This is a genomic window from Gracilimonas sp. BCB1 (assembly GCF_040117685.2).
GTDB lineage: Bacteria > Bacteroidota > Rhodothermia > Balneolales > Balneolaceae > Gracilimonas.
On the sequence record NZ_JBEDYP020000013.1, the window covers coordinates 31759 to 50453 of the forward strand.

Below are 18695 nucleotides of genomic sequence, written 5' to 3' on the forward strand. Positions count from 1 at the left end.
GGTTAATGCTTATGATTTTTTGTTAACTAAACGAGATGAATAGGAGTTTTCGTCTTTGGATGATGGAATTTTCCCAAACCTTCGGTCTCTTTGCTGGTAGGAACGAATCGCTTCGTATAATTCATCTCTTCTGAAATCCGGCCAGTAGGTTTCCGTAATGTAGAGTTCGGAGTAGGCCAGCTGCCATAATAGAAAATTACTGATTCGATACTCACCACTGGTACGGATTATCAAATCCGGATCAGGAACATCTGCGGTCGAAAGGTGATCACTTATCATTTGGTCATTGATAAGATCCGGATCTAAGCGGCCTTCCTTTACATGATGGGCTATTTTCTTAACTGCTTCGGTGATATCCCAACGTCCTGAATAACTCAGCGCAAGACACAATTCCAGCAGCTTATTATCTTTGGTGAGCTCAATAGCCTCCTGAAGCTCATTCTGGCAATTCTTCGGAAAGCGATCCATCTGGCCAATAGTTGCCAGCCTGATATCGTTTTTATTCAGGTTTTCAGCCTCTTTTCGGAGTGAAGAAACCAATAATCTCATCAAGCCCTGTACTTCGGCAGATGGACGACCCCAGTTTTCTGTTGAAAAAGCATACAAGGTTAAATATTTAACACCCAGCTGAGCACACGATTCTGTAATGTCTCTAACCGAATCAACTCCGACTTTATGGCCATGTAGCCGGATACTCCCTTTACTTTTCGCCCACCGACCGTTGCCATCCATAATTATGGCAATATGAAGAGGAATTTCACCTGAGTCCTTCAGGATATCCTGATTCTTCTTATCGTCTTCAGTCTGTACAGTGTTTGTTAAAGTAAGCTCTTTCAAGTGATTTTTCGGGCTGTTTTTGAAGCTTTGAAAATTAGAGCTTTGCTTGTCCTTTATCAAGGTAAATAATCTTTTCAGGAAGTTAGTTTTTGTTCCATTGATATCATCTCCAAAAGGGCCAAAGCGGCTTCTCCGCCTTTATTCCCCTTCTCGCCGGCTCGTTCCATAGCCTGTTTAACATCATCGGTAGTTAAAACTCCAAAGGCCACGGGTTTATTATGTTTTAAAATTAAATCGGTAATTCCACGGTTTACTGCATCACACACGTAATCAAAATGCGGTGTCCCTCCTCTTATTACAACTCCAAGGGCGATTACACCCGCCACATCGCGGTGCTCAAGTACTTTTTGTACGGTTAAGGGTATTTCATAGGACCCGGGGCATTTTACCACAGTGATGTCCGATTCGGCAACCCCATTTCCTTTCAGTGCTTTTAAAGCTCCATCCAGCATTTTGTCGGTAATCATAGAATTCCATTTTGATACCACAATGCCAATTTTCACTTTTCCGGGATTTGTTTCCCCTTCTATTAACTCTACTGCCATACTAACTCTTTATTTCCGTAATTTTTTTTCGTTGTTCCGTCATTTTCTTCATCTTCTCAATATGCTTGTAGGCAATGGTGACTACTCCCATATTGGTATAACCGGCACCGGTTCCTTCATGGGTGTCACTGCCACCCGTCATCAATAAACCATGCTCTTCACAAAACTCGGTGTACTTTTTCTGAAGCTTGAAATTATGGCTGGGATGAATACATTCAACACCATCAATACCCGCATCAACGAAGGCCTGCATTTCATCGGAAGAATAAAGCCTTCCGGGATGTGCAACCACACTGGCTCCGCCCACATTTTTGATAATTTCAATCACTTCGCGGTAATCCGGATAGGTGCTTTCAATAGAACCCAGCTTCTGATTGCTCAGATACCTAATAAAAGCCTCTTTAGGGCTACTCACATATCCTTTTTGGGTTAGAACCCGTGCAAGATGAGGGCGGCCTATATTGGCTCCGTTAGCTTCCGCCCAAACTTCATCATACTCAACATCAATACCGGATTTCTTCACCGTATTAATAATACCTTTGATCCGGTTCTTTCGGGCTTTCTTCTGCTCGTTCAGAAAGTCTTCCAGGTAATTGGTATCCGGATCAAAATAATAGGCAAGAATGTGGACTTCTTTCCCCTCAAGAACGGATGTAATCTCCACACCGGGAATGAGTTCGATATCCAGTTCATCGGCTTTATCAACAGCTTTAAAATAGCCCTGACAGGTATCATGATCTGTTATCGCCAAGCTGGCAAGGTTCTTATCCTTCGCCACCTGCACAGCTTCTTCGGGTGTTAAGCGTCCATCAGAGCAGGTGGTATGGATATGTAAGTCTGCTTTGAGAGGCATTCGTTATTCCCCTGACAGCAGCTTACTCATTTCCACTTCGTTGGCTATAAACTCAAGAGCTTTAAGTACATCAGGGTCAGATTTTAGTCCGGCCCCCACCCTTCCGGTTTGCCCCTCATACCGGGAAACCAACTCGAGATACAGATTTCTGCGGATGTCAACTTCATCTTCTGTAAACTGTTTTTCTTTTTCTCTGGAAATAGCTGTTCTCAGCCCGTTTAATTGACTTTCAGCTCTTTCAATGCCTTCAAGTTGGACAGACAATTCATCGAGTAATTTCTCGGAGTCGGTGGTGAAGTCAAAGTCATTTTCAGTGAGGTAATTTCTAAATTCTTCAAAGACCTGATCAGGTAACTCTTCATAGCGGAAGGAATCATGTGTAGCCTCATACTCAGTGGCAAAATCGAAATACATACCCTTTTGGAGCAGGGCCACTTCCAGAATACTCAATTCATCCTTACCGGACTCTACATCAGGCTCAATCCCTCTACCCTCATAAACCGTTCTTCCATTTCGGGTTTTAAATTCTCTTTTGGATGAACCCTTATTCATCACAGCCGAATTCCTGCCCTGATGCGTGTACTGAATAGACTGAATACTCCTGCCACTTGGGATGTAATAACGGGAGATAGTAATCTTCAGAGAAGTATTATAGGGCAATGGTTTAACCACCTGCACCAGTCCTTTTCCAAAACTCTGCTCTCCGATTATCAATGCCCGGTCCAGATCCTGAAGCGCTCCGGCAACTACTTCAGATGCACTTGCGCTACCTCCGTTCATCAAAACCACCACCGGTTTGTCAAACATTACAGGCTCTCGTGTGGCAAACGTCTGATTATACTCAGCCACCCTTCCCCGAATGTCAACAACGGTAATTCCCGGCTCAATAAACTTATCAATAATGCCTACAGCTTCCTGTAAAATACCACCAGGATTGTCTCGTAAATCAATCACCAAACCCTCAAGATCAGTACTTTCGGTTAAACTGATCATAGCCTGCCTTACTTCTTCGGCAGAATTGCTACCAAACTGAGTGAGCCTCACATAACCGGTTTTATTTTGCTCGCCGATTAGTCCGGAGTAAGAAATATTACTGACTTCAATCCGCTGGCGGGTAAGCGTGAAATCCAGCGTTTGATCGAGCCCAAATCGTTCTATGGAAATGGTCACATCAGAGCCAACCTCACCACTGGTAAGTGCATTTACCTCTTCAGGTTGAAGACCCTCCGTAGACACTCCATCAACGGCAACAATCACATCTCCTGCTCTTATACCGACTTGTTCTGCCGGCCCGCCTTCAGTTGGCGCTATCACAACAACTTCACCATCCCTGTAACCGGCCTCTATACCAATACCGGCATAATTACCTCTCGACATGATTTCAGCCTGCTCATTCTGAGATTCATTGAACATAACGGTGTACGGATCCAATGTCTCGAGCATGGCATCAATACCATTTCGCATGAGTATTTCCGGATCTACTTCATCCACGTACTCAAGAGCCACATTTTCATAAGCATTGCTGAAAATGCTGAAGTTTTTTTTGATCAGGAAATAGATATCCGTTTGTTGTGCGGCAATCCCCGCTGAAGCAAGCACAATAAGTGCAGTAGCAAACGTGGCTTTATATTTCCCTTTCCTGGTCATAAAATCAATTGGCAGATATTCTAAGGGTCTGACCTACATAAATCCGGTTACCGGAAATATTATTCAAGCTTCTTAACTGACTCAGGCCTACCCCAAAACTTTCAGCAATTTCACTGAGTGTGTCGTTTTGCTTAACGGTATAGGTGGTATAATTGTCGCTGTCTGTTGAGGTGGCGGATGCGATGAAAATATCTTCTCCGCGACGCTGCTTACGCTCTATAGCCTGCTTCTCAGAGTAGCTCATTTCGTTTACTTTTTCGTAATGGCTCTTTCGGCTGTTTGGCACATGAATGGTAAGCGACTGCCCCACCCGAATGGTGTTCCCGATTCCGTTCCATGTACGGATATTCCAGGCCCTCACGTCATACCATTCGGCAATATGCCCTACCGTATCTCCTGTTTTCACTTTGTAGGTCACTGCTGTTGAATTTGCAGGAGCACTCACCTGAGATGAAGATGATCTTCTGGTGGTTACACTTCGCTGCTGGTTGGTGGGTTTGTTGGCTGAAATTTGTGTGGCACTTCCCTGAGGGAGGGGTACTACAATCTTCTGTCCCGGATAAATGGTACTGGACAGGTTTTCATTGGAACCATACAGCCCGGCTACCGTAGTTCCATATTTACGGGCAATGATTCCCAGCGACTCTCCCCTCTGAACGGTATGCATGGTAATATTCTGGCTTCGGCTCTCTTTAGGAATTTCCTGGTAGTTAGCTAAAAACTCTTCCTGATCAGTCTCAACGGGCAGTTTTAGCGGATACTTCCCGCCCGGAGGTGTAGCCCACCGAAGTAGTTCCGGATTGTATTCTTTCAACTCTTCGGTTGTGATACCGGCAGCATCCGCTAAGTCAGCTAATTCCATCAAGCCATCTACTTCCACAACTTTATAGGAATAAGGCTCGCCGGGGTAGCTTTTCTGAAAGCCGAACTCTTCCGGGTTCATCCCAATCATAGTAGTTGCTATAAAACCGGGGACATATCCACGGGTTTCTCTTGGCAGGTATGGATAAGCTGCCCAATAATCTTCAACACCACCCGCTCTGTTAATAGCTCGTTTCAGCCCACGCGGACTGATATTATAGTTCGCCATTGCAAGATGCCAGTCACCCCAAATATTATATAGATCTCTTAAGTGACGTGCGGCTGCACGGGTTGCTTTTTCAGGATCACGTCGCTCATCAATCCACCAATTGGCTTCCAGCCCATAAACAGAACCGGTTGCCCGGATAAATTGCCACATTCCAACAGCGGCTGCCCAGCTACGTGCGCTTGGGTTTAAGCCACTTTCTATAAAAGCTAAATAAGTTAGCTCTTCAGGCACGCCCTCTTCTCTGAATATCTTGCGCATCATGGGCTGGTACTTAACCGCACGCTGTAACCAGGTCTCCATTACTTCGGGGCGGCGTAGTGTATAATAAACCAGGTGTCGATTTACCTTATCATTCTGGATGAGAGGAACGTCCGTCTTATTCAATGGCAGGTCGTCCGGGAAGTCATAGTCTTCGTTCATCCAGCTGTCATCTTCGGAAAAAAGCTCTTCCTGAATTGCAAAAATCTCTCCTTCAGGTTCATTTCCAACTTCCGTAATCCCGTAAAAACTGGCGGTATTCTGAAATTACAGATCGGTAGAGTTCGGTAAATCTCCGGTCACCCCGAATTTCAGGATAATCATCCAAAAGCCCCTGCGTGGCTGCTACAGCATCATTTATTTGTGCTTCTGCCTCCAGAGGGTCGTTACCAACCTGAGCTTCCATCGCTTTTATGTGGATGCGGTAGATATCTGAAATTCGGCTCATAATATCTTTCTGGAAGTTATCCAGTTCCTGCATGGCCGGTTGCTGGGTAATACCATCACCTTCCTGCAAGCCTTGCATAGGACTTTTGTAATCCAAAAGCCGCAAAGGCATTTCTTTCAAATCGAGTGTTGCAGTGGTGTCCTGAGCAGAAATGCCCGGGGCAATAAACATACAACAGGTTATGGCAATAGCCGTTTTTCGTAACTTCTTAAACATGTATTAGAGATGATTTTAAAATGATTGTCTAAAGTACTAATTATTGTATAGAATTGGGAGAGTAGAACTCACGGCACCATCAACGTAAAAAACACGGAATTAGCGCCCTTCTTTTCGAATTTTTCCGGATTGAATGATTTTCTTCTCCTGTCCGGTCCATTGTTGTGCCAATGGCCACCTGCGTCCGGTTCCAAAGGCTTTCGCAGACACTTTTAACCCGGGCGGCGCCTGGAATCGTTTGTGTTCATTTAAATCTACCAATCGGAGGGCTTTATCTACGATGTGCTCGTCTATACCGCTGCTGATGATTTCTTCTCTCGATCGTTGTTCCTCCAGGTAGTATCTCAGAATGGTGTCTAAAGTTCCGTAGTCGGGCAAAGAATCTGAATCTTTTTGATCGGGTCGCAATTCAGCACTTGGGGCTTTGGTTAAAATGGCTTCCGGAATTACTTCTTTCCCATAATACTCTTCATTTAACCAGCGGCAAATATCATAAACTTCGGTTTTATACACATCGGAAATAACAGATAATCCTCCGGCCATATCCCCATACAGCGTGCAATAGCCAACAGCCATTTCAGATTTATTGCCTGTATTCAACAGCATGTAGCCGAACTTATTGGCGATTGCCATCAATAAGTCGCCCCTGGTACGGCTTTGCAGATTTTCTTCTGCTACATTGAAATCTGTTCCCTGAAAAACCGGGGATAAGGCATTCAGGTATTCCTCGTAAATACCCTTTATGGGGATTTCGAGCATTTCTATTCCCAAATTCTGTGCCAGTTTTTCGGAATCCGATACGCTACCCTCTGATGAAAACTCAGACGGCATCGTTACAGCCTTCACATTATCTGCACCCAATGCTTCTTTAGCTATTGTACAGACTAACGCCGAATCGATTCCGCCACTCAAGCCTAAAATTACCTTATCTGCTGCTTTAGACTTTTTCAGATAGTCTCGCACCCCCATCACCAACCCTTCGAACATAACTTGTTCTTTAGCCGGAGTTTCGAAATTGGCTTCAACATCTGTTACTGCTTCAACTGTTTGATTTTCTTTATTGAAGATAACATCAACGTAATCAGGCTCGAACCTCTTTGAACGTGCTTTCATCTCACCCGAGCCGTTAAAAGCGAGGGAATCTCCATCGAACAGAAGTTCAGTTTGCCCCCCTACCTGGTTCACATAAAAAAGAGGAGTACCCAGCTTCCGGGCATGGTTCTGAAGCATATTTTTTCTTGATACCGGCTTATCTTTATTGAACGGAGAAGCCGAGATATTAATAATGGCTTTTGCCCCTTTCTTAGCCAATACTTCAGCAGGATTTACATCATAAATGTGGTACTGAATATCATTGTCGTTAAACCAGATATCCTCGCAAACGGTAATTCCGAATGGAAAACCCTTTATTACCACAGGTTCAAATTCATTACCGGGTTCAAAATAACGGAGATCATCAAACACGTCATAGGTTGGAAGCAGCGCTTTATGAACTCTTGTCACCTCTTCTCCATGCTGTGCCACAATAGCTGAATTAAAACAGCTTCGGCCTTTACCCGTCATATTCTCCGTAATTGATCCAAATATAACCGTAGTTTCTCCCGTAGAATCAATGATTTCGCGATTCATTTTGTAAAGCAATTCCCTAAATACCCTGCGCTCCATAAGGTCCATTGGCGGGTAGCCGCATGTTACTAATTCAGGAAGCAATAATAATTCAATTCCGTCTTTCTCAGCTTTGCGAATGGCTGACAGAATCAGTTCCTGATTTCCGGTTAAATCCCCAATCGTCGGGTTGAGTTGTTGAAGTCGTATGCGCACAGTCTCTTAATTAATTCGATTCAAGATAAGGAGTTTGGGGCTTAAGTGATAAGGTGATGAAGTGATAAAGTGATTTAGGGTGATGAGTGAACGATCAAAACAAATCACCTTATCACCCAATCACCATATTATTTTTTACTTAACATAAACCGTTTTGGTGTTTACGAATTCGTGGATACCATACAGTCCCAACTCTCTTCCGTAGCCGGAATTTTTAATTCCCCCAAAAGGCAGGCGGGGATCAGATTTAACAAAATCATTTACAAAGCAACAGCCGGCTTCCAGTTTTGTAGCTGCAATTTCTTCTGCATGTTCCACATCCTGTGAATAGACCGAAGCACCTAATCCATAATTTGTGTCATTGGCAACCCGAATGGCTTCTTCTTCATCCTTCACTTTAATGATGCTTGCCACCGGACCGAACAACTCTTCCGAATAGGCCGGCATACCGGGTTTCACGTTGCTGAGAATAGTTACCGGATAAAAAGCACTTTTACCCTCCGGTTTTCCTCCTCCCAACACTAATTCAGCTCCATTCTTTATACTTTCCTGAACCTGTTCGTGAAGCTGATCTCTGAGGTCAATCCTTGCCTGTGGACCTACATCGGTATCTTCCTCAAAAGGGTCCCCTACTTTTCTGGACTTCATTAATGCTGTGAATTCTGCCAGAAATTCGTCATACACATCCTCTACCACAACAAAACGCTTAGCCGCAATACAACTTTGCCCGCTGTTCAGCAGCCTTGAATTTACGCTGGTCTCAGCGCTGGCTTTAGTATCTGCATCACTCAGGATGATGGAAGGATCACTTCCTCCCAACTCGAGGACGGCTTTCTTCAGCATTTCACCGGCCTGGGCTGCTACTGCTTTTCCGGCCCGGGTGCTTCCGGTAAGGGTTACCGCAGCAATACCTTCGTGTTGTATGACCTCTTTCATAGTGGATTTATCCCGCACAATCGTTCGAAATAAATCTTTTGGAATTCCAGCTTCATGGATGATTTCTTCAATCTTTAAAGCACAGCCGGTAGTATTCTCCGAATGTTTGAGAACAGCGCCATTCCCGGCCATGAGCGCCGGTGCTGCAAACCGAAATAATTGCCAGAATGGAAAATTCCACGGCATGATAGCCAGCACCACACCCAGCGGATTGAAGGTCACATAACTTTTGGATGCATCGGTTTTTACCGCGTCATCTTTGAGAAACTCTTCGGCATGTTCAGCATAGTATTCACAAACCCAGGCACATTTCTCGGCCTCTCCGATACCCTGTTGAAGAGGCTTCCCCATCTCCTCGGCCATCAGCCTACCCAACTCCTCCTTCTGCTCTCTCAGAATGTTAGCAATTTTTTTGAGATAAGATCCTCGAGTTTCAAAAGCGATTTTTTTCCAGTCAGCCTGAGCTGCATTCGCTTTTTGAATAATCTCATCCACTTCATCAAAGCTCATCTCATCATATTCTTTGATGACGTTTCCGGTAGTCGGGTTGATGGTTTTCATAATCTTAGATTTGTGAATTCTATTTCTTGATTCCCTAACATCTGGCAGACAACGGAAATTCCACTGCTGTGTTCCTTAAGTTGAACCATGATTTATAGGATTTCAGGATGTCCCTGATTCGGAAAATAGTCTTGTGCAGTGTTATCCATGATCTGTCAGGAATGCATTCCTACGGATTCCAAAATCTTATCCAGTACTTCGTGAAGTAAATCATCTTCGATAATTAAAGGCGGTGCCAGGCGGATTAGGGTATTGGAGTGAAGGGTCCATCCAAGTAAAATGCCATTCTCAAAACAATCTTCAACAACCTTTTTGGTTAAATCCCAACTTTCCAGCTGAAGCCCAAGCATAGCTCCTTTGCCTCTAACTTCCACAATTCCGATGCCCCTCAATTTTTCTTTGGTGATTTGCTCTATTTCCTTGGCTCGCTGTAAATAATTGCCCGATAGTAGTTCTTTCAGGTTAGCATATGCGGCAGACGCAGAAACCGGGTGTCCCCCAAAAGTAGTTACGTGATTCAGTGGCGGGTCGTACTTAAAGGTTTGAAAAATTTCGGCGGATGAAACGAAGGCCCCCATCGGCATTCCTCCTGCCATTGCTTTAGCCAGGCACAGGATATCAGGGACTACTTCGTATTCCTCAAAGGCAAACAGGCTTCCTGTGCGACCAAAGCCGGATTGTATTTCATCAAAGATGAGTAAGGCACCTGCTTCATCACATCTTTGGCGGACTTCCTGCAACCACTGATTATCAGCGGGAATGATCCCACCTTCTCCCTGGATAGGTTCCATGATTACAGCCGCCGTATCGTCATCTATCAAGTCGAGATTTTCCTTCGAATTAAATGATAGAAAATGAACATCCGGCAAGAGCGGTAAATATGGATCTCTGTAAACATCCCGCCCGGTCACACTCAACGAACCATGCGTATCCCCATGATAACTGTTCTTAAAACCGATGAGCTTAGTACGACCGGTGTATTTCTTCGCAAGCTTCAGCGCCCCTTCGGTAGCCTCTGTTCCACTGTTTACAAAATAAACCTGGTTCAACTGTTCGGGAAGATTGGCCGTTAGCAGACCGGCAAAATTTACCTGGGGTTTTTGAACAAATTCGCCATATACCATCACGTGGAGGTGCTTATCTACCTGCTTGTGTATAGCCTCAATTACTTTGGGATGGCGATGCCCCAGACTGCTCACTGCTATCCCGGAAATAAAATCAACATATCTTTTATTGTCTGTGGTATAAAAAAAGGGACCTTCGGCATGAGAAATTTCCAGTCCCATGGGTGCATCACTGGTTTGAGCTATGTACTTGAGGAATTTGTCTAACACTTTTGGGATTTAGCTATGATTTGCTCCAAGATAGCCAAGTAATACAAAATAAATTAAGTGTCTTACCGATTCAGGTTCAGCTAGTCCTTCTTCCATTCATCCAGAAGCTGGAGGAATTCTTCCTGCATGGCCTTCCCTTTGTTTCGGGCATACCACAAGTGCAGATTTTGAGTAGCTATTTTATTTTCGATATCAGGGTTTGCTCTTTCACCCATATAAGTTTCCTGGATTTCTTTTGGCCGGGGACCCCATGTACCCAGAACCTCCAGCGTTTCATGATCCAACGCGATTACCTTGGGAATAGATCGTGACCCATTGGTCAGAAACTCGTCCATTACTTCCGGGTATTGATCCCTCAGAATAAGTTTAAGATCGATGTTGTCTGATAACTCGGACATTTTGTGTATGAAAGGTAACGATTGAGCGGCATCACCACACCAGCCTTCAGTAATGACCAGCCATATCATCTTTCCCGGAAAGTCACTGAGCTCCCTCTGCAGCTCCTCTGAGATTTTTGCCCTCTTATTCCATTTAGAAGAGCGGTGAATATTCAACTTGGTGTACTCCAGCATGTCAGGACGGTTATCATCATTGGTTGTCCGGCCATCGTCAAATAATTGCTGTACCAAGTCGGTGTACTCCTCAAAGGAATGCGCATTCTCAATGAGCTCTCTCGTTATTATTGAATCTACTGCTGTTTTCATGCTATTTGTAAGTCGTCTTTCTTAAAATGTATTTGATTTGGTATGTCACTTCATTAAATAATCGATTATTTAGAAGCTTCTACAAGCTGTTTTCTTACTTCAATCGTACTCAATGAAAACGAATATATTTGGAGATTATATGAAGAAGTAAAAGCGTTCATACCCTAAAACCCTTCCAGAGTTAAGCCCATTCGCTTGAATTAAACAGGTTGCCATAATTCTGGAAGGGTTTTATAGGGCCGGGAGATAAATCAGGTGCAACTGCCAATCGAACTTAGTTTTGAAAAAGAATTTGTAGCACCAACGTTCCGCCTATGAAAGCGACGAAGCTAAGAGAAGCAAAAAATTTCATTTTCATCACGGTATCATATTCATCCTGATTGCCTTCCAGTTTCCAAACAAAGGTGCTAAGCACTGCATAGGCTGATAAAGTCACTCCTCCAAAAATCAGACCTAACTGCTCATTCTGAATATATAACATCGCAGAAAGCATGGAAGCTCCCGCAAGAAACATCAGGCTAAAAAAATATTTCACTCCCTGTATTCCATACCGAACTGCAAAAGTCCGGTCGCCACGATTTTCATCTTCCTCTGTTTGATAAATCTGTGAAACCGGGTACAAACTCAGAATTATTGCAGCCACTCCGATGGCTATAAGATCTTCAGAAAAAGTAATCGGATAGCCGCCTGCTGCCAGGTATCCCAAAAAAAACGAATTTGTTCCGGTGCTGACGCCAATGGCTACAATACTAAGGATTGGTTTCCCTTTCCACCGGGCAAGCGGGGTTGAATACAACCAAAAAAACAACATGCTGACGGCATAAATGATCGCATAATTCCACCCAACCGTCATCGCCCACGCTAAGCCTGCGTATTGCATAATCATGGAAGCCGGCCACATCCAGCTTTTCATTTTCGGGGGTGATATCAGTCCGCCGATGGGTCCTTCATCCTTATCCCACCAGGAATTGTAGGCCGTAGCGCCCCCAAATAACAGCACATGCACATTCAAGAATTGAAGTCCGAATTGATCCCATTTCACGGAATCCACAAAAAGTGCAGCGATTAAATATCCCCCGGAAAGAATAAAAAACTGGTAGTGCAGCCGAAGATGAATAAAGAAATTGAGTATCTGTTTCAAATTTACCGGTCCAGATTGATTTAAATGATTGATAGTGTATCAAAGTTTATTCTAATCTATCATTTTAAATCTGATTTTTTAATTCCTGAATAATCATTCCTTATCTTTCTGACATGTTAGCAGAGACGAAACAAATTGAGAATCAAAAACTGGTTGCTGAGTCCGAATGGCTGCAGGAAAAGGAAGCTCATGAACAACGAGTAAATGAGTTGCTGGATGATTACCTGGAGGCGCGATCCCGACAGGAGAAAAACCCGGTCATGGATTTTCTTTTTGAATACTATGCTTTTCGGCCTTCGGGTTTACGGAGGTGGTCGCCCGGAATGGGGGTATCTCTTTCCTTTTCAAGTTTCGATTTGTTGCCGGAAGTAAGTGAGCTTACCGATGACGGCGATATAGCATTCATTGATCCTTCCCTCTTTCCTGAAAAACGTATTTCCTCATTGAAATGGATGTTACAGATGCTCGAGAACACTCAATCCAGCCGGCCATCCTTTGGCTGTTTTGGGATGCATGAATGGGCCATGGTATATAAAACCGACAATCCTCGTCACGATCAGGTTCCCATGCGTATGGAGCCGGATGAGCTGGCTGAATTTGTGGAATCCCGCCCGTTGCTCTGTACTCATTTTGATGCATTCCGCTTCTTCACAAGTCCTGCAAAACCGATGAACCGTTTTGAACTTTCACGGGATAATTTTCATGAGACCGAGCAGCCCGGCTGTATTCACTCCAATATGGATTTGTACAAATGGGCGTTCAAAATGTACCCGTGGATTTCCAGTTCACTGATACTGGATGCCTTTGAATTGGCTGTTGAAGCGAGGCACATCGATATGCAGGCCAGCCCCTACGATTTAAGAGAGCAAGGGCTGGAGCCCATCAAAATTGAGACGGAAGCCGGCAGAAAGGAATACAAACAAAAGCAGGAAATGATCTTTCGAAAGGGGCTCCCAATCCGCGAGAAAATCATTGAGAAGATGAGAGAAGTATTACAAAAAGTGGATTGATTGAGTGATATGGTGAAGTGGTGATTGGGTGATAATTTTCGAATCCCCCATCACCAAATCACTTTATCACCACATCACTAATGCCTGTGATACACTTTGGCTACCACTTTCCAGCCGCTTTCAAATTTCAACAACGACAGGTAATCGGTAAACACGTGCTTTCCTTTGTGATGTAATTCCAATTCTACGGATGCGGCATTTCCGGTCACGCTGATGTTTGTGAATTCCGGCTCCCAGACATTGTTTTCCGGATCAAATTCAGCACTTTCTTTTCGGTTCTTTGTGCTTTCAATCCAATTCGAGATCGGGTACCTGCCGATTTCTTCTCCATCTACAGAAAAGATGGCAAAATCTTTATGAAAGGTTTCTGCCATCGCTTCCGGATTCAATTCATTGAATGCCCCGTGAACATAGCCGTTCAGAATAACTTCTTTAACAGCTTCTTCTTCCTTGGCAATATATTCGGTGGCATTTATGCCAACCAGCAGCAGTGCAAACACAAAAACAGAACTTATCAGTAGAGATCTTTTCATAGTTATGTAGATTTGGTGAGAGTTAACAGTATTTCAACACGTTGTACGAACCAAATAGTTACATGAGTTGGTAAAGTGATAAAGTGATATGGTGATAAGGTGATAAGGTGATAAGGTGATAAGGTGAATTTGTTCAAATTATATTATTAATAACAGCTCCCTCACCCTATCACCCGAATAATCTCTTCAAAACGGCTTTTAGTTGTTCCACTTCTTCATCACCAATTTCGAAATAGAAGGTTGCTCTAATGGTCTTGGGGCCAAAAGGAATCATAACAATGCCTTCTTCCTGGAGTTTTTCGATAGCAGAAACCGCATTCCCTTCCAATACATCAAAAATGAGAATGTTGGTTTGCAGGTTGTCCATATCGATGGAGAGTTTGCTACAGTTGGAAATGGTTTCAGCCACATCCCGGGCTCTCCGATGATCATCTTTGAGAAGCGGCCAGTGATTATCCACTCCGTATTCAGCGGCGGCTGCAAGCAGCCCGACTTGTCGCATTCCTCCGCCCCACATTTTACGGTAGCGCCGGGCTTTGGCAATGTTCTTTTTTGAGGAGAGCAGCATAGACCCAACCGGAGCCCCCAATCCTTTCGAAAAGCAAACCGAGATGGTATCGGCAATGGTACCAAAATATTCCGGGCCGATATTTGTAGCAGTCATGGCGTTCCAGATACGCGCCCCATCAAGATGAACGGCCAGATTATGTTCATCCGCAAAGTCTTTAATCTCGCTCAATTCCTCCTTTGAGTAGCAAACACCCCCTCCTTTATTAGTCGTATTCTCGATACATACTACCTTTGTTCTGGGCTCCCAGTCAAAATTACCTCTGACTTTATCTTCCAGAACAGCCCGACTCAACTTCCCTTGTTTACCCTGTAATGTGGTAACCTGAACCCCTGATAGTGCTGAAGCTGCCGAGGTCTCATAGTTGAAAATATGACCGTTTTCATCAATCAGAATTTCGTCTCCGGGCTCGGTTAACACCCTAATGCCCAGCTGATTGCTCATGGTTCCACTTGGCACAAACAGTCCGGCTTCCATCCCAAAAAGAGCGGCTGTTCTCTGCTGAAATTTATTTACCGTCGGATCAGATTCAAACACATCATCCCCAACCTCTGCCTCTGTCATAGCCTTTAGCATTTCGGGAGTCGGTCGTGTTACCGTATCGCTGCGTAAATCAATCATACTTTCATTTTGCTTTTTCAATTTCAAGGAATATAATCAATACCTGACGCGAACATAAGTAACGCTCACTCAGCTCATGAAAAAAAGTATAAAAATTCAGCTCACTCTTTCGGGTTACTCAGTAAAGCCGGAGGCTATCTGTATTGAAGGTTGAAGCCAAATACGATGTAATAATTGCAGGTGGAGGACTCTCCGGACTCAGCCTTGCCTGGTACCTGGCTAAAGGGAACTACAAAGGGGAAGTACTGGTAACGGACTCAACCTTTGCACCCACCAATGATAAAACCTGGTGTTTCTGGACTAACAAAGAACCTCCATTCCGTGATATCATCTACAAGAAATGGAAGAAAACCTGGGTTTCGGTTTTAGACTACAACACCTTCCGCTACCTCAATGAATACAGCTATTACTGCATACGCAGCGGGGATTTCAGGGAATATGTACTTAGTGAGTTAAAGAAGCACAAAAACTTTGATCTCCTTGAAGACAACATCCTTGATTTTTCTTCCAATCAAAGTAAGGCGGTTATGCTTACCAAGGGAGGCGACAGTTACATTGCCAACCATATTTTCCAAAGCATCATGAAACCCAAAGACCTTGACCGGTCGCAAATCAAATACCCGCTTATACAACATTTTTTGGGATGGGAAATCAAAACCTTTGAGCCGGCTTTTGACCCGGAGACCTTTACCATCATGGATTTTGACAATGATTTTGAACCCGGCGTTGGTTTTATGTACGTATTGCCATACACACAGAACAAAGCTCTGTTGGAGTTCACGGTCTTTTCGGAAGACGTGCTAAAAAAGAAGAAATATAAAAAGAAGATTAAGCATTACCTCCTGCATGAGCTCGGGCTTGACAGAGATCATTATGAGATCAGACGTAAAGAATATGGGGAAATTCCTATGGAAGACCGTCCTCATTTACCCTATTATGACAAGAACATCATCAACCTGGGTTCGGTAGGAGGACAAACCAAACCCAGCACAGGCTACACTTTTACCCGCATTCAGGACTACACTCAAAAATTGGCACAGAACCTTATTCAGGGATTTGAACCGCTTCCTCCTCAACAGTCTAAGCTAAAGTATCGGTATTACGATCTGTTGCTGCTCCATATCCTTTCCAACTCTACCAACGACAGCCTCAGAGTGTTCAGGTCCCTTTTCAAGAAGAATAATTTTGATGAAATTTTTCGTTTTCTTGGTGAAGACACCAATCTGCGTCAGGATTTAAAAATAATGTCCTCCGTACCTTATATCCCCTTTTTTAAGGCTATCTGGAAGAATTTATGAAATGATAAGCCTGTAAAGATAATTTGGCTGAATTCACAAATAAAAACCCGGTTACAGCCGGTTTTTTTATGTAGTAAACAAAAACTGAGAAAGCATGGCAAGTGCTGCGGTTTCTGCCCTGAGCCTGTTCTTCCCTAAAGAGATCATTTGAGTATTCTTCTTCTTAGCTAACTCTACTTCCCTTTCAGAAAAGCCTCCTTCCGGTCCTACAAGTAGTAAATTCTTATCGTGACTTAAGCTTTCAGGATGATGAGCATCTGCTTCCACATGGGCCATGATTGTATGGTAGTTGGTATAATATTCGAGAACCTCATCCAGGGAGCTTTGATAGGTAACCTCAGGCAGCCACCTTCTTTTGCTTTGTTTGAAAGCACTTAATACGATGGATTGCATTCGGTCTTCATTTATTCTGGATCGCTCGGAATGATCGGCATTAAAGATGCATATTTCCCATGCTCCAAGTTCCACCGCCTTCTCAACAGCAAATTCCAGCCGGTCTCTTTTTTTTATAGCTCCAAAAACCAGCACTTTCTTATTCGTTGGCTCCGTTTCCGAATGGGTTTCCAGGATATTCGCGAATACTGATTTCTTGGAGATGGATGAAACCTGAGCTTTATACACATTCCCCTTGCCATCAGAAGCGTACAACTCGTCTCCTGCCTTAAACCGCAATACTTTGGAGGCATGCGTTGCTTCCTGATCAACCAATTCCAGTCGGTTTGCAGATACGTGTTCAGGATGTGCAAAAAATACGTTGTCCATCATTCAATTCACTAAGCTTAATGTAAATCGGGAAACCACCGGATCACCGAGCAGAGCAGTTAATCTGCGTTTGAAGCTTTTTTGTAGTACGCTCCGGGCTCAAATTCCGTATCACCGGTTTCGAACATTAACTCGATATAGGGAATGCAAAGTCCGCACCCGCAGCTACAGAAGTCATCAGCCTGAAGTTCTTCAACGGATGTAATCCCGTTCTCTTCAGCATGTAACTTAACTTCTTCGAAGCTTCTGCTGTGGCAAATACATCGGTTGACTAAATATCGGCTCATGGTTGCTTAAAATGCTTACCTAACTTTAAATCCTGCCCCTGGTAGTTACTGTCAATTTCCTCACCGTACACAAAATCCGGTTTCTCAGCATTGGGTTCAAACTGCATGCTGAACATGGTCTGGCCATCCTCAATCATAAAGGGGACATCATGCGACCGGACTTCAAGTACCGCTCTTGCTCCCTGATCTTCAACCGATCCGCCAAAGCCGCTGTCAAAAAACCCCGCGTAATGTGTTCGTAATTCGCCCGACCCGGTATCATAGGCCATCATTTCGCAGGCAAGATGAGCCGGAACCCGGATTCGTTCTTTGGATGCAAAAATATAAAAAGCCTCCGGTTCCAGAATAAGCTGATCGTTCTGTTGGGCATAAATCGGCTCCCAAAATTCTTCTACCGCGTAGTGGCCGATATTTTCCAGGTCAATATAATTGTTATGCTTCTTCGCCTTGTATCCGATGATGTCACCTTTCTTCCCCTTCAGGTCTACACTCATAAAAAGGCCTTGCTTAACCTTGATCTTCTCCATGGAAACAGGCTCTCTGTGTTCATCAAATAAGAGAGGATCTGCTGCATGTACCCGTAGTAAATCCTGGTCGGGAAGTACTTCAAATCCATGCCGAACGCGCAGCTGATTTAGCCTTTGCCCGGTTTTCACTTTAATTGAGAATGATTTGGGTACCACTTCCAGGTACATCTTTCCACAATAACCCGGGGTCACTTCTTCAAAACGATGGGAATAATCGGTGATCACACGGGTGAATACATCCAACCGGCCGGTTGAGCTTTTGGGGTTTGCCTTAGCAGAAAGATTTTCAACCATACCCAGTTTAACCTCACTCTTTTCATTATTCCCGTTCAACATTCCTTTCTGAATCGTATTGTTTGATTCAGGGAGGTTCAGCTCTTCAAGCAGAGGAATGATATACACGCAATTTTGCTCAAGAACAGCTCCATCGGTGATGGGCACTTCATACATTTTCAGTTTTTCCACCTTCTCTTCCACGGAATCATTTTCGGGAAGAAAGCTACAGCGGACACGATAGGCCACTTCACCAAGGCGCAGATCTATGGAGTTGGGTTGAAACTGATCATCCTGAATGGGGTAGTTTGAGTCAGATGAAATGATACCAAGTGCATGAAGTAACTTGAGTTTTTGGACCGGTAAAATTCCTTTTGTGCGAAGCTGAACTTCTTTCAGAGTCTCGGGCATAGTCAAATAGCGTG

The 18695-nt window shown here is 44.0% G+C and carries 18 protein-coding genes; 2 read left to right on the forward strand and 16 right to left on the reverse strand.

The genetic code is table 11. The features are described 5' to 3' along the window. Window positions 1-9 precede the first annotated feature (9 nt). The 11 genes from ABFW99_RS09440 to ABFW99_RS09490 form a co-directional block, all read right to left on the reverse strand. Window positions 10-837 carry an isoprenyl transferase gene (locus tag ABFW99_RS09440; RefSeq protein WP_349354330.1) on the reverse strand — a complete coding sequence of 276 codons (828 nt, stop codon included), beginning with the start codon at window positions 835-837 and terminating at the stop codon, window positions 10-12. A 74-nt stretch (window positions 838-911) separates the two neighbouring features. After that, complete coding sequence (ribH, locus tag ABFW99_RS09445) at window positions 912-1382, reverse strand: 6,7-dimethyl-8-ribityllumazine synthase (protein WP_349354331.1); 471 nt, start codon at window positions 1380-1382, stop codon at window positions 912-914. 1 nt (window position 1383) lies between these two features. After that, the gene (locus tag ABFW99_RS09450) at window positions 1384-2235 is read right to left on the reverse strand and encodes a PHP domain-containing protein (protein WP_349354332.1); all 852 of its coding nucleotides are present in this window, start codon (window positions 2233-2235) and stop codon (window positions 1384-1386) included. Between the two features lie 3 nt (window positions 2236-2238). After that, window positions 2239-3882, reverse strand: a complete 1644-nt coding sequence (locus ABFW99_RS09455) for a S41 family peptidase (protein ID WP_349354333.1) — start codon at window positions 3880-3882, stop codon at window positions 2239-2241. Window positions 3883-3886: 4 nt separating this feature from the next. Next, complete coding sequence (locus tag ABFW99_RS09460) at window positions 3887-5392, reverse strand: LysM peptidoglycan-binding domain-containing protein (protein WP_349354334.1); 1506 nt, start codon at window positions 5390-5392, stop codon at window positions 3887-3889. A gap of 58 nt (window positions 5393-5450) precedes the next feature. Then, a complete protein-coding gene (locus ABFW99_RS09465) occupies window positions 5451-5894 on the reverse strand; it encodes a hypothetical protein (RefSeq protein ID WP_349354335.1) in 444 nt (147 codons plus the stop codon). Window positions 5895-5993: 99 nt separating this feature from the next. Continuing rightward, on the reverse strand, window positions 5994-7715 hold the full coding sequence (locus ABFW99_RS09470) for an NAD+ synthase (protein ID WP_349354336.1): 1722 nt from the start codon (window positions 7713-7715) through the stop codon (window positions 5994-5996). A gap of 135 nt (window positions 7716-7850) precedes the next feature. Then, entirely contained in the window at window positions 7851-9212 is a 1362-nt protein-coding gene (locus ABFW99_RS09475; RefSeq protein ID WP_349354337.1) for an NAD-dependent succinate-semialdehyde dehydrogenase, read from the reverse strand. A gap of 155 nt (window positions 9213-9367) precedes the next feature. After that, window positions 9368-10546, reverse strand: coding sequence for an aspartate aminotransferase family protein (locus tag ABFW99_RS09480; protein ID WP_349354338.1), 1179 nt, complete (start codon window positions 10544-10546; stop codon window positions 9368-9370). An 80-nt stretch (window positions 10547-10626) separates the two neighbouring features. Beyond that, window positions 10627-11250, reverse strand: a complete 624-nt coding sequence (locus ABFW99_RS09485) for a thioredoxin family protein (RefSeq protein ID WP_349354339.1) — start codon at window positions 11248-11250, stop codon at window positions 10627-10629. 274 nt (window positions 11251-11524) lie between these two features. Continuing rightward, window positions 11525-12391, reverse strand: a complete 867-nt coding sequence (locus ABFW99_RS09490) for a UbiA family prenyltransferase (protein WP_349354340.1) — start codon at window positions 12389-12391, stop codon at window positions 11525-11527. Window positions 12392-12504: 113 nt separating this feature from the next. On the opposite strand from ABFW99_RS09490, the gene ABFW99_RS09495 reads away from it, so the two are divergent. Beyond that, window positions 12505-13401 carry a 3-methyladenine DNA glycosylase gene (locus ABFW99_RS09495; protein ID WP_349354341.1) on the forward strand — a complete coding sequence of 299 codons (897 nt, stop codon included), beginning with the start codon at window positions 12505-12507 and terminating at the stop codon, window positions 13399-13401. Window positions 13402-13478: 77 nt separating this feature from the next. Here the strand turns inward: ABFW99_RS09495 and ABFW99_RS09500 are convergent, their stop codons facing one another. Together ABFW99_RS09500 and ABFW99_RS09505 are read right to left on the reverse strand one after the other, a co-directional pair. Beyond that, window positions 13479-13934 carry a nuclear transport factor 2 family protein gene (locus tag ABFW99_RS09500; protein ID WP_349354342.1) on the reverse strand — a complete coding sequence of 152 codons (456 nt, stop codon included), beginning with the start codon at window positions 13932-13934 and terminating at the stop codon, window positions 13479-13481. Window positions 13935-14103: 169 nt separating this feature from the next. Further along, window positions 14104-15123 carry a threonine aldolase family protein gene (locus ABFW99_RS09505; protein ID WP_349354343.1) on the reverse strand — a complete coding sequence of 340 codons (1020 nt, stop codon included), beginning with the start codon at window positions 15121-15123 and terminating at the stop codon, window positions 14104-14106. A gap of 143 nt (window positions 15124-15266) precedes the next feature. On the opposite strand from ABFW99_RS09505, the gene ABFW99_RS09510 reads away from it, so the two are divergent. Beyond that, a complete protein-coding gene (locus tag ABFW99_RS09510) occupies window positions 15267-16421 on the forward strand; it encodes a lycopene cyclase family protein (protein ID WP_349354344.1) in 1155 nt (384 codons plus the stop codon). 66 nt (window positions 16422-16487) lie between these two features. On the opposite strand, the gene ABFW99_RS09515 is transcribed toward ABFW99_RS09510, so the two are convergent. From ABFW99_RS09515 to ABFW99_RS09525, 3 genes are read right to left on the reverse strand one after another with little or no spacing between them, the layout of a single operon-like run. Continuing rightward, a complete protein-coding gene (locus ABFW99_RS09515; RefSeq protein ID WP_349354345.1) occupies window positions 16488-17186 on the reverse strand; it encodes an RsmE family RNA methyltransferase in 699 nt (232 codons plus the stop codon). A gap of 56 nt (window positions 17187-17242) precedes the next feature. Further along, window positions 17243-17470, reverse strand: coding sequence for a hypothetical protein (locus tag ABFW99_RS09520; protein ID WP_349354346.1), 228 nt, complete (start codon window positions 17468-17470; stop codon window positions 17243-17245). Beyond that, window positions 17467-18681 (reverse strand): 2'-deoxycytidine 5'-triphosphate deaminase, encoded by a 1215-nt coding sequence (locus tag ABFW99_RS09525; protein ID WP_349354347.1) that lies wholly within the window; start codon window positions 18679-18681, stop codon window positions 17467-17469. The genes ABFW99_RS09520 and ABFW99_RS09525 overlap by 4 nt, the downstream gene beginning before the upstream one ends. Window positions 18682-18695: the final 14 nt, after the last annotated feature.

What these genes read in the sequence shown, in the direction of transcription:
- ribH (WP_349354331.1), bottom strand. Translation starts at nt 1,382, where the DNA reads ATGGCAGTAGAGTTAATAGAAGGGGAAACAAATCCCGGAAAAGTGAAA.
- ABFW99_RS09450 (WP_349354332.1), bottom strand. Translation starts at nt 2,235, where the DNA reads ATGCCTCTCAAAGCAGACTTACATATCCATACCACCTGCTCTGATGGA.
- ABFW99_RS09455 (WP_349354333.1), bottom strand. Translation starts at nt 3,882, where the DNA reads ATGACCAGGAAAGGGAAATATAAAGCCACGTTTGCTACTGCACTTATT.
- ABFW99_RS09460 (WP_349354334.1), bottom strand. Translation starts at nt 5,392, where the DNA reads ATGAACGAAGACTATGACTTCCCGGACGACCTGCCATTGAATAAGACG.
- ABFW99_RS09465 (WP_349354335.1), bottom strand. Translation starts at nt 5,894, where the DNA reads ATGTTTAAGAAGTTACGAAAAACGGCTATTGCCATAACCTGTTGTATG.
- ABFW99_RS09475 (WP_349354337.1), bottom strand. Translation starts at nt 9,212, where the DNA reads ATGAAAACCATCAACCCGACTACCGGAAACGTCATCAAAGAATATGAT.
- ABFW99_RS09485 (WP_349354339.1), bottom strand. Translation starts at nt 11,250, where the DNA reads ATGAAAACAGCAGTAGATTCAATAATAACGAGAGAGCTCATTGAGAAT.
- ABFW99_RS09495 (WP_349354341.1), top strand. Translation starts at nt 12,505, where the DNA reads ATGTTAGCAGAGACGAAACAAATTGAGAATCAAAAACTGGTTGCTGAG.
- ABFW99_RS09500 (WP_349354342.1), bottom strand. Translation starts at nt 13,934, where the DNA reads ATGAAAAGATCTCTACTGATAAGTTCTGTTTTTGTGTTTGCACTGCTG.
- ABFW99_RS09505 (WP_349354343.1), bottom strand. Translation starts at nt 15,123, where the DNA reads ATGATTGATTTACGCAGCGATACGGTAACACGACCGACTCCCGAAATG.
- ABFW99_RS09515 (WP_349354345.1), bottom strand. Translation starts at nt 17,186, where the DNA reads ATGATGGACAACGTATTTTTTGCACATCCTGAACACGTATCTGCAAAC.
- ABFW99_RS09520 (WP_349354346.1), bottom strand. Translation starts at nt 17,470, where the DNA reads ATGAGCCGATATTTAGTCAACCGATGTATTTGCCACAGCAGAAGCTTC.
- ABFW99_RS09525 (WP_349354347.1), bottom strand. Translation starts at nt 18,681, where the DNA reads ATGCCCGAGACTCTGAAAGAAGTTCAGCTTCGCACAAAAGGAATTTTA.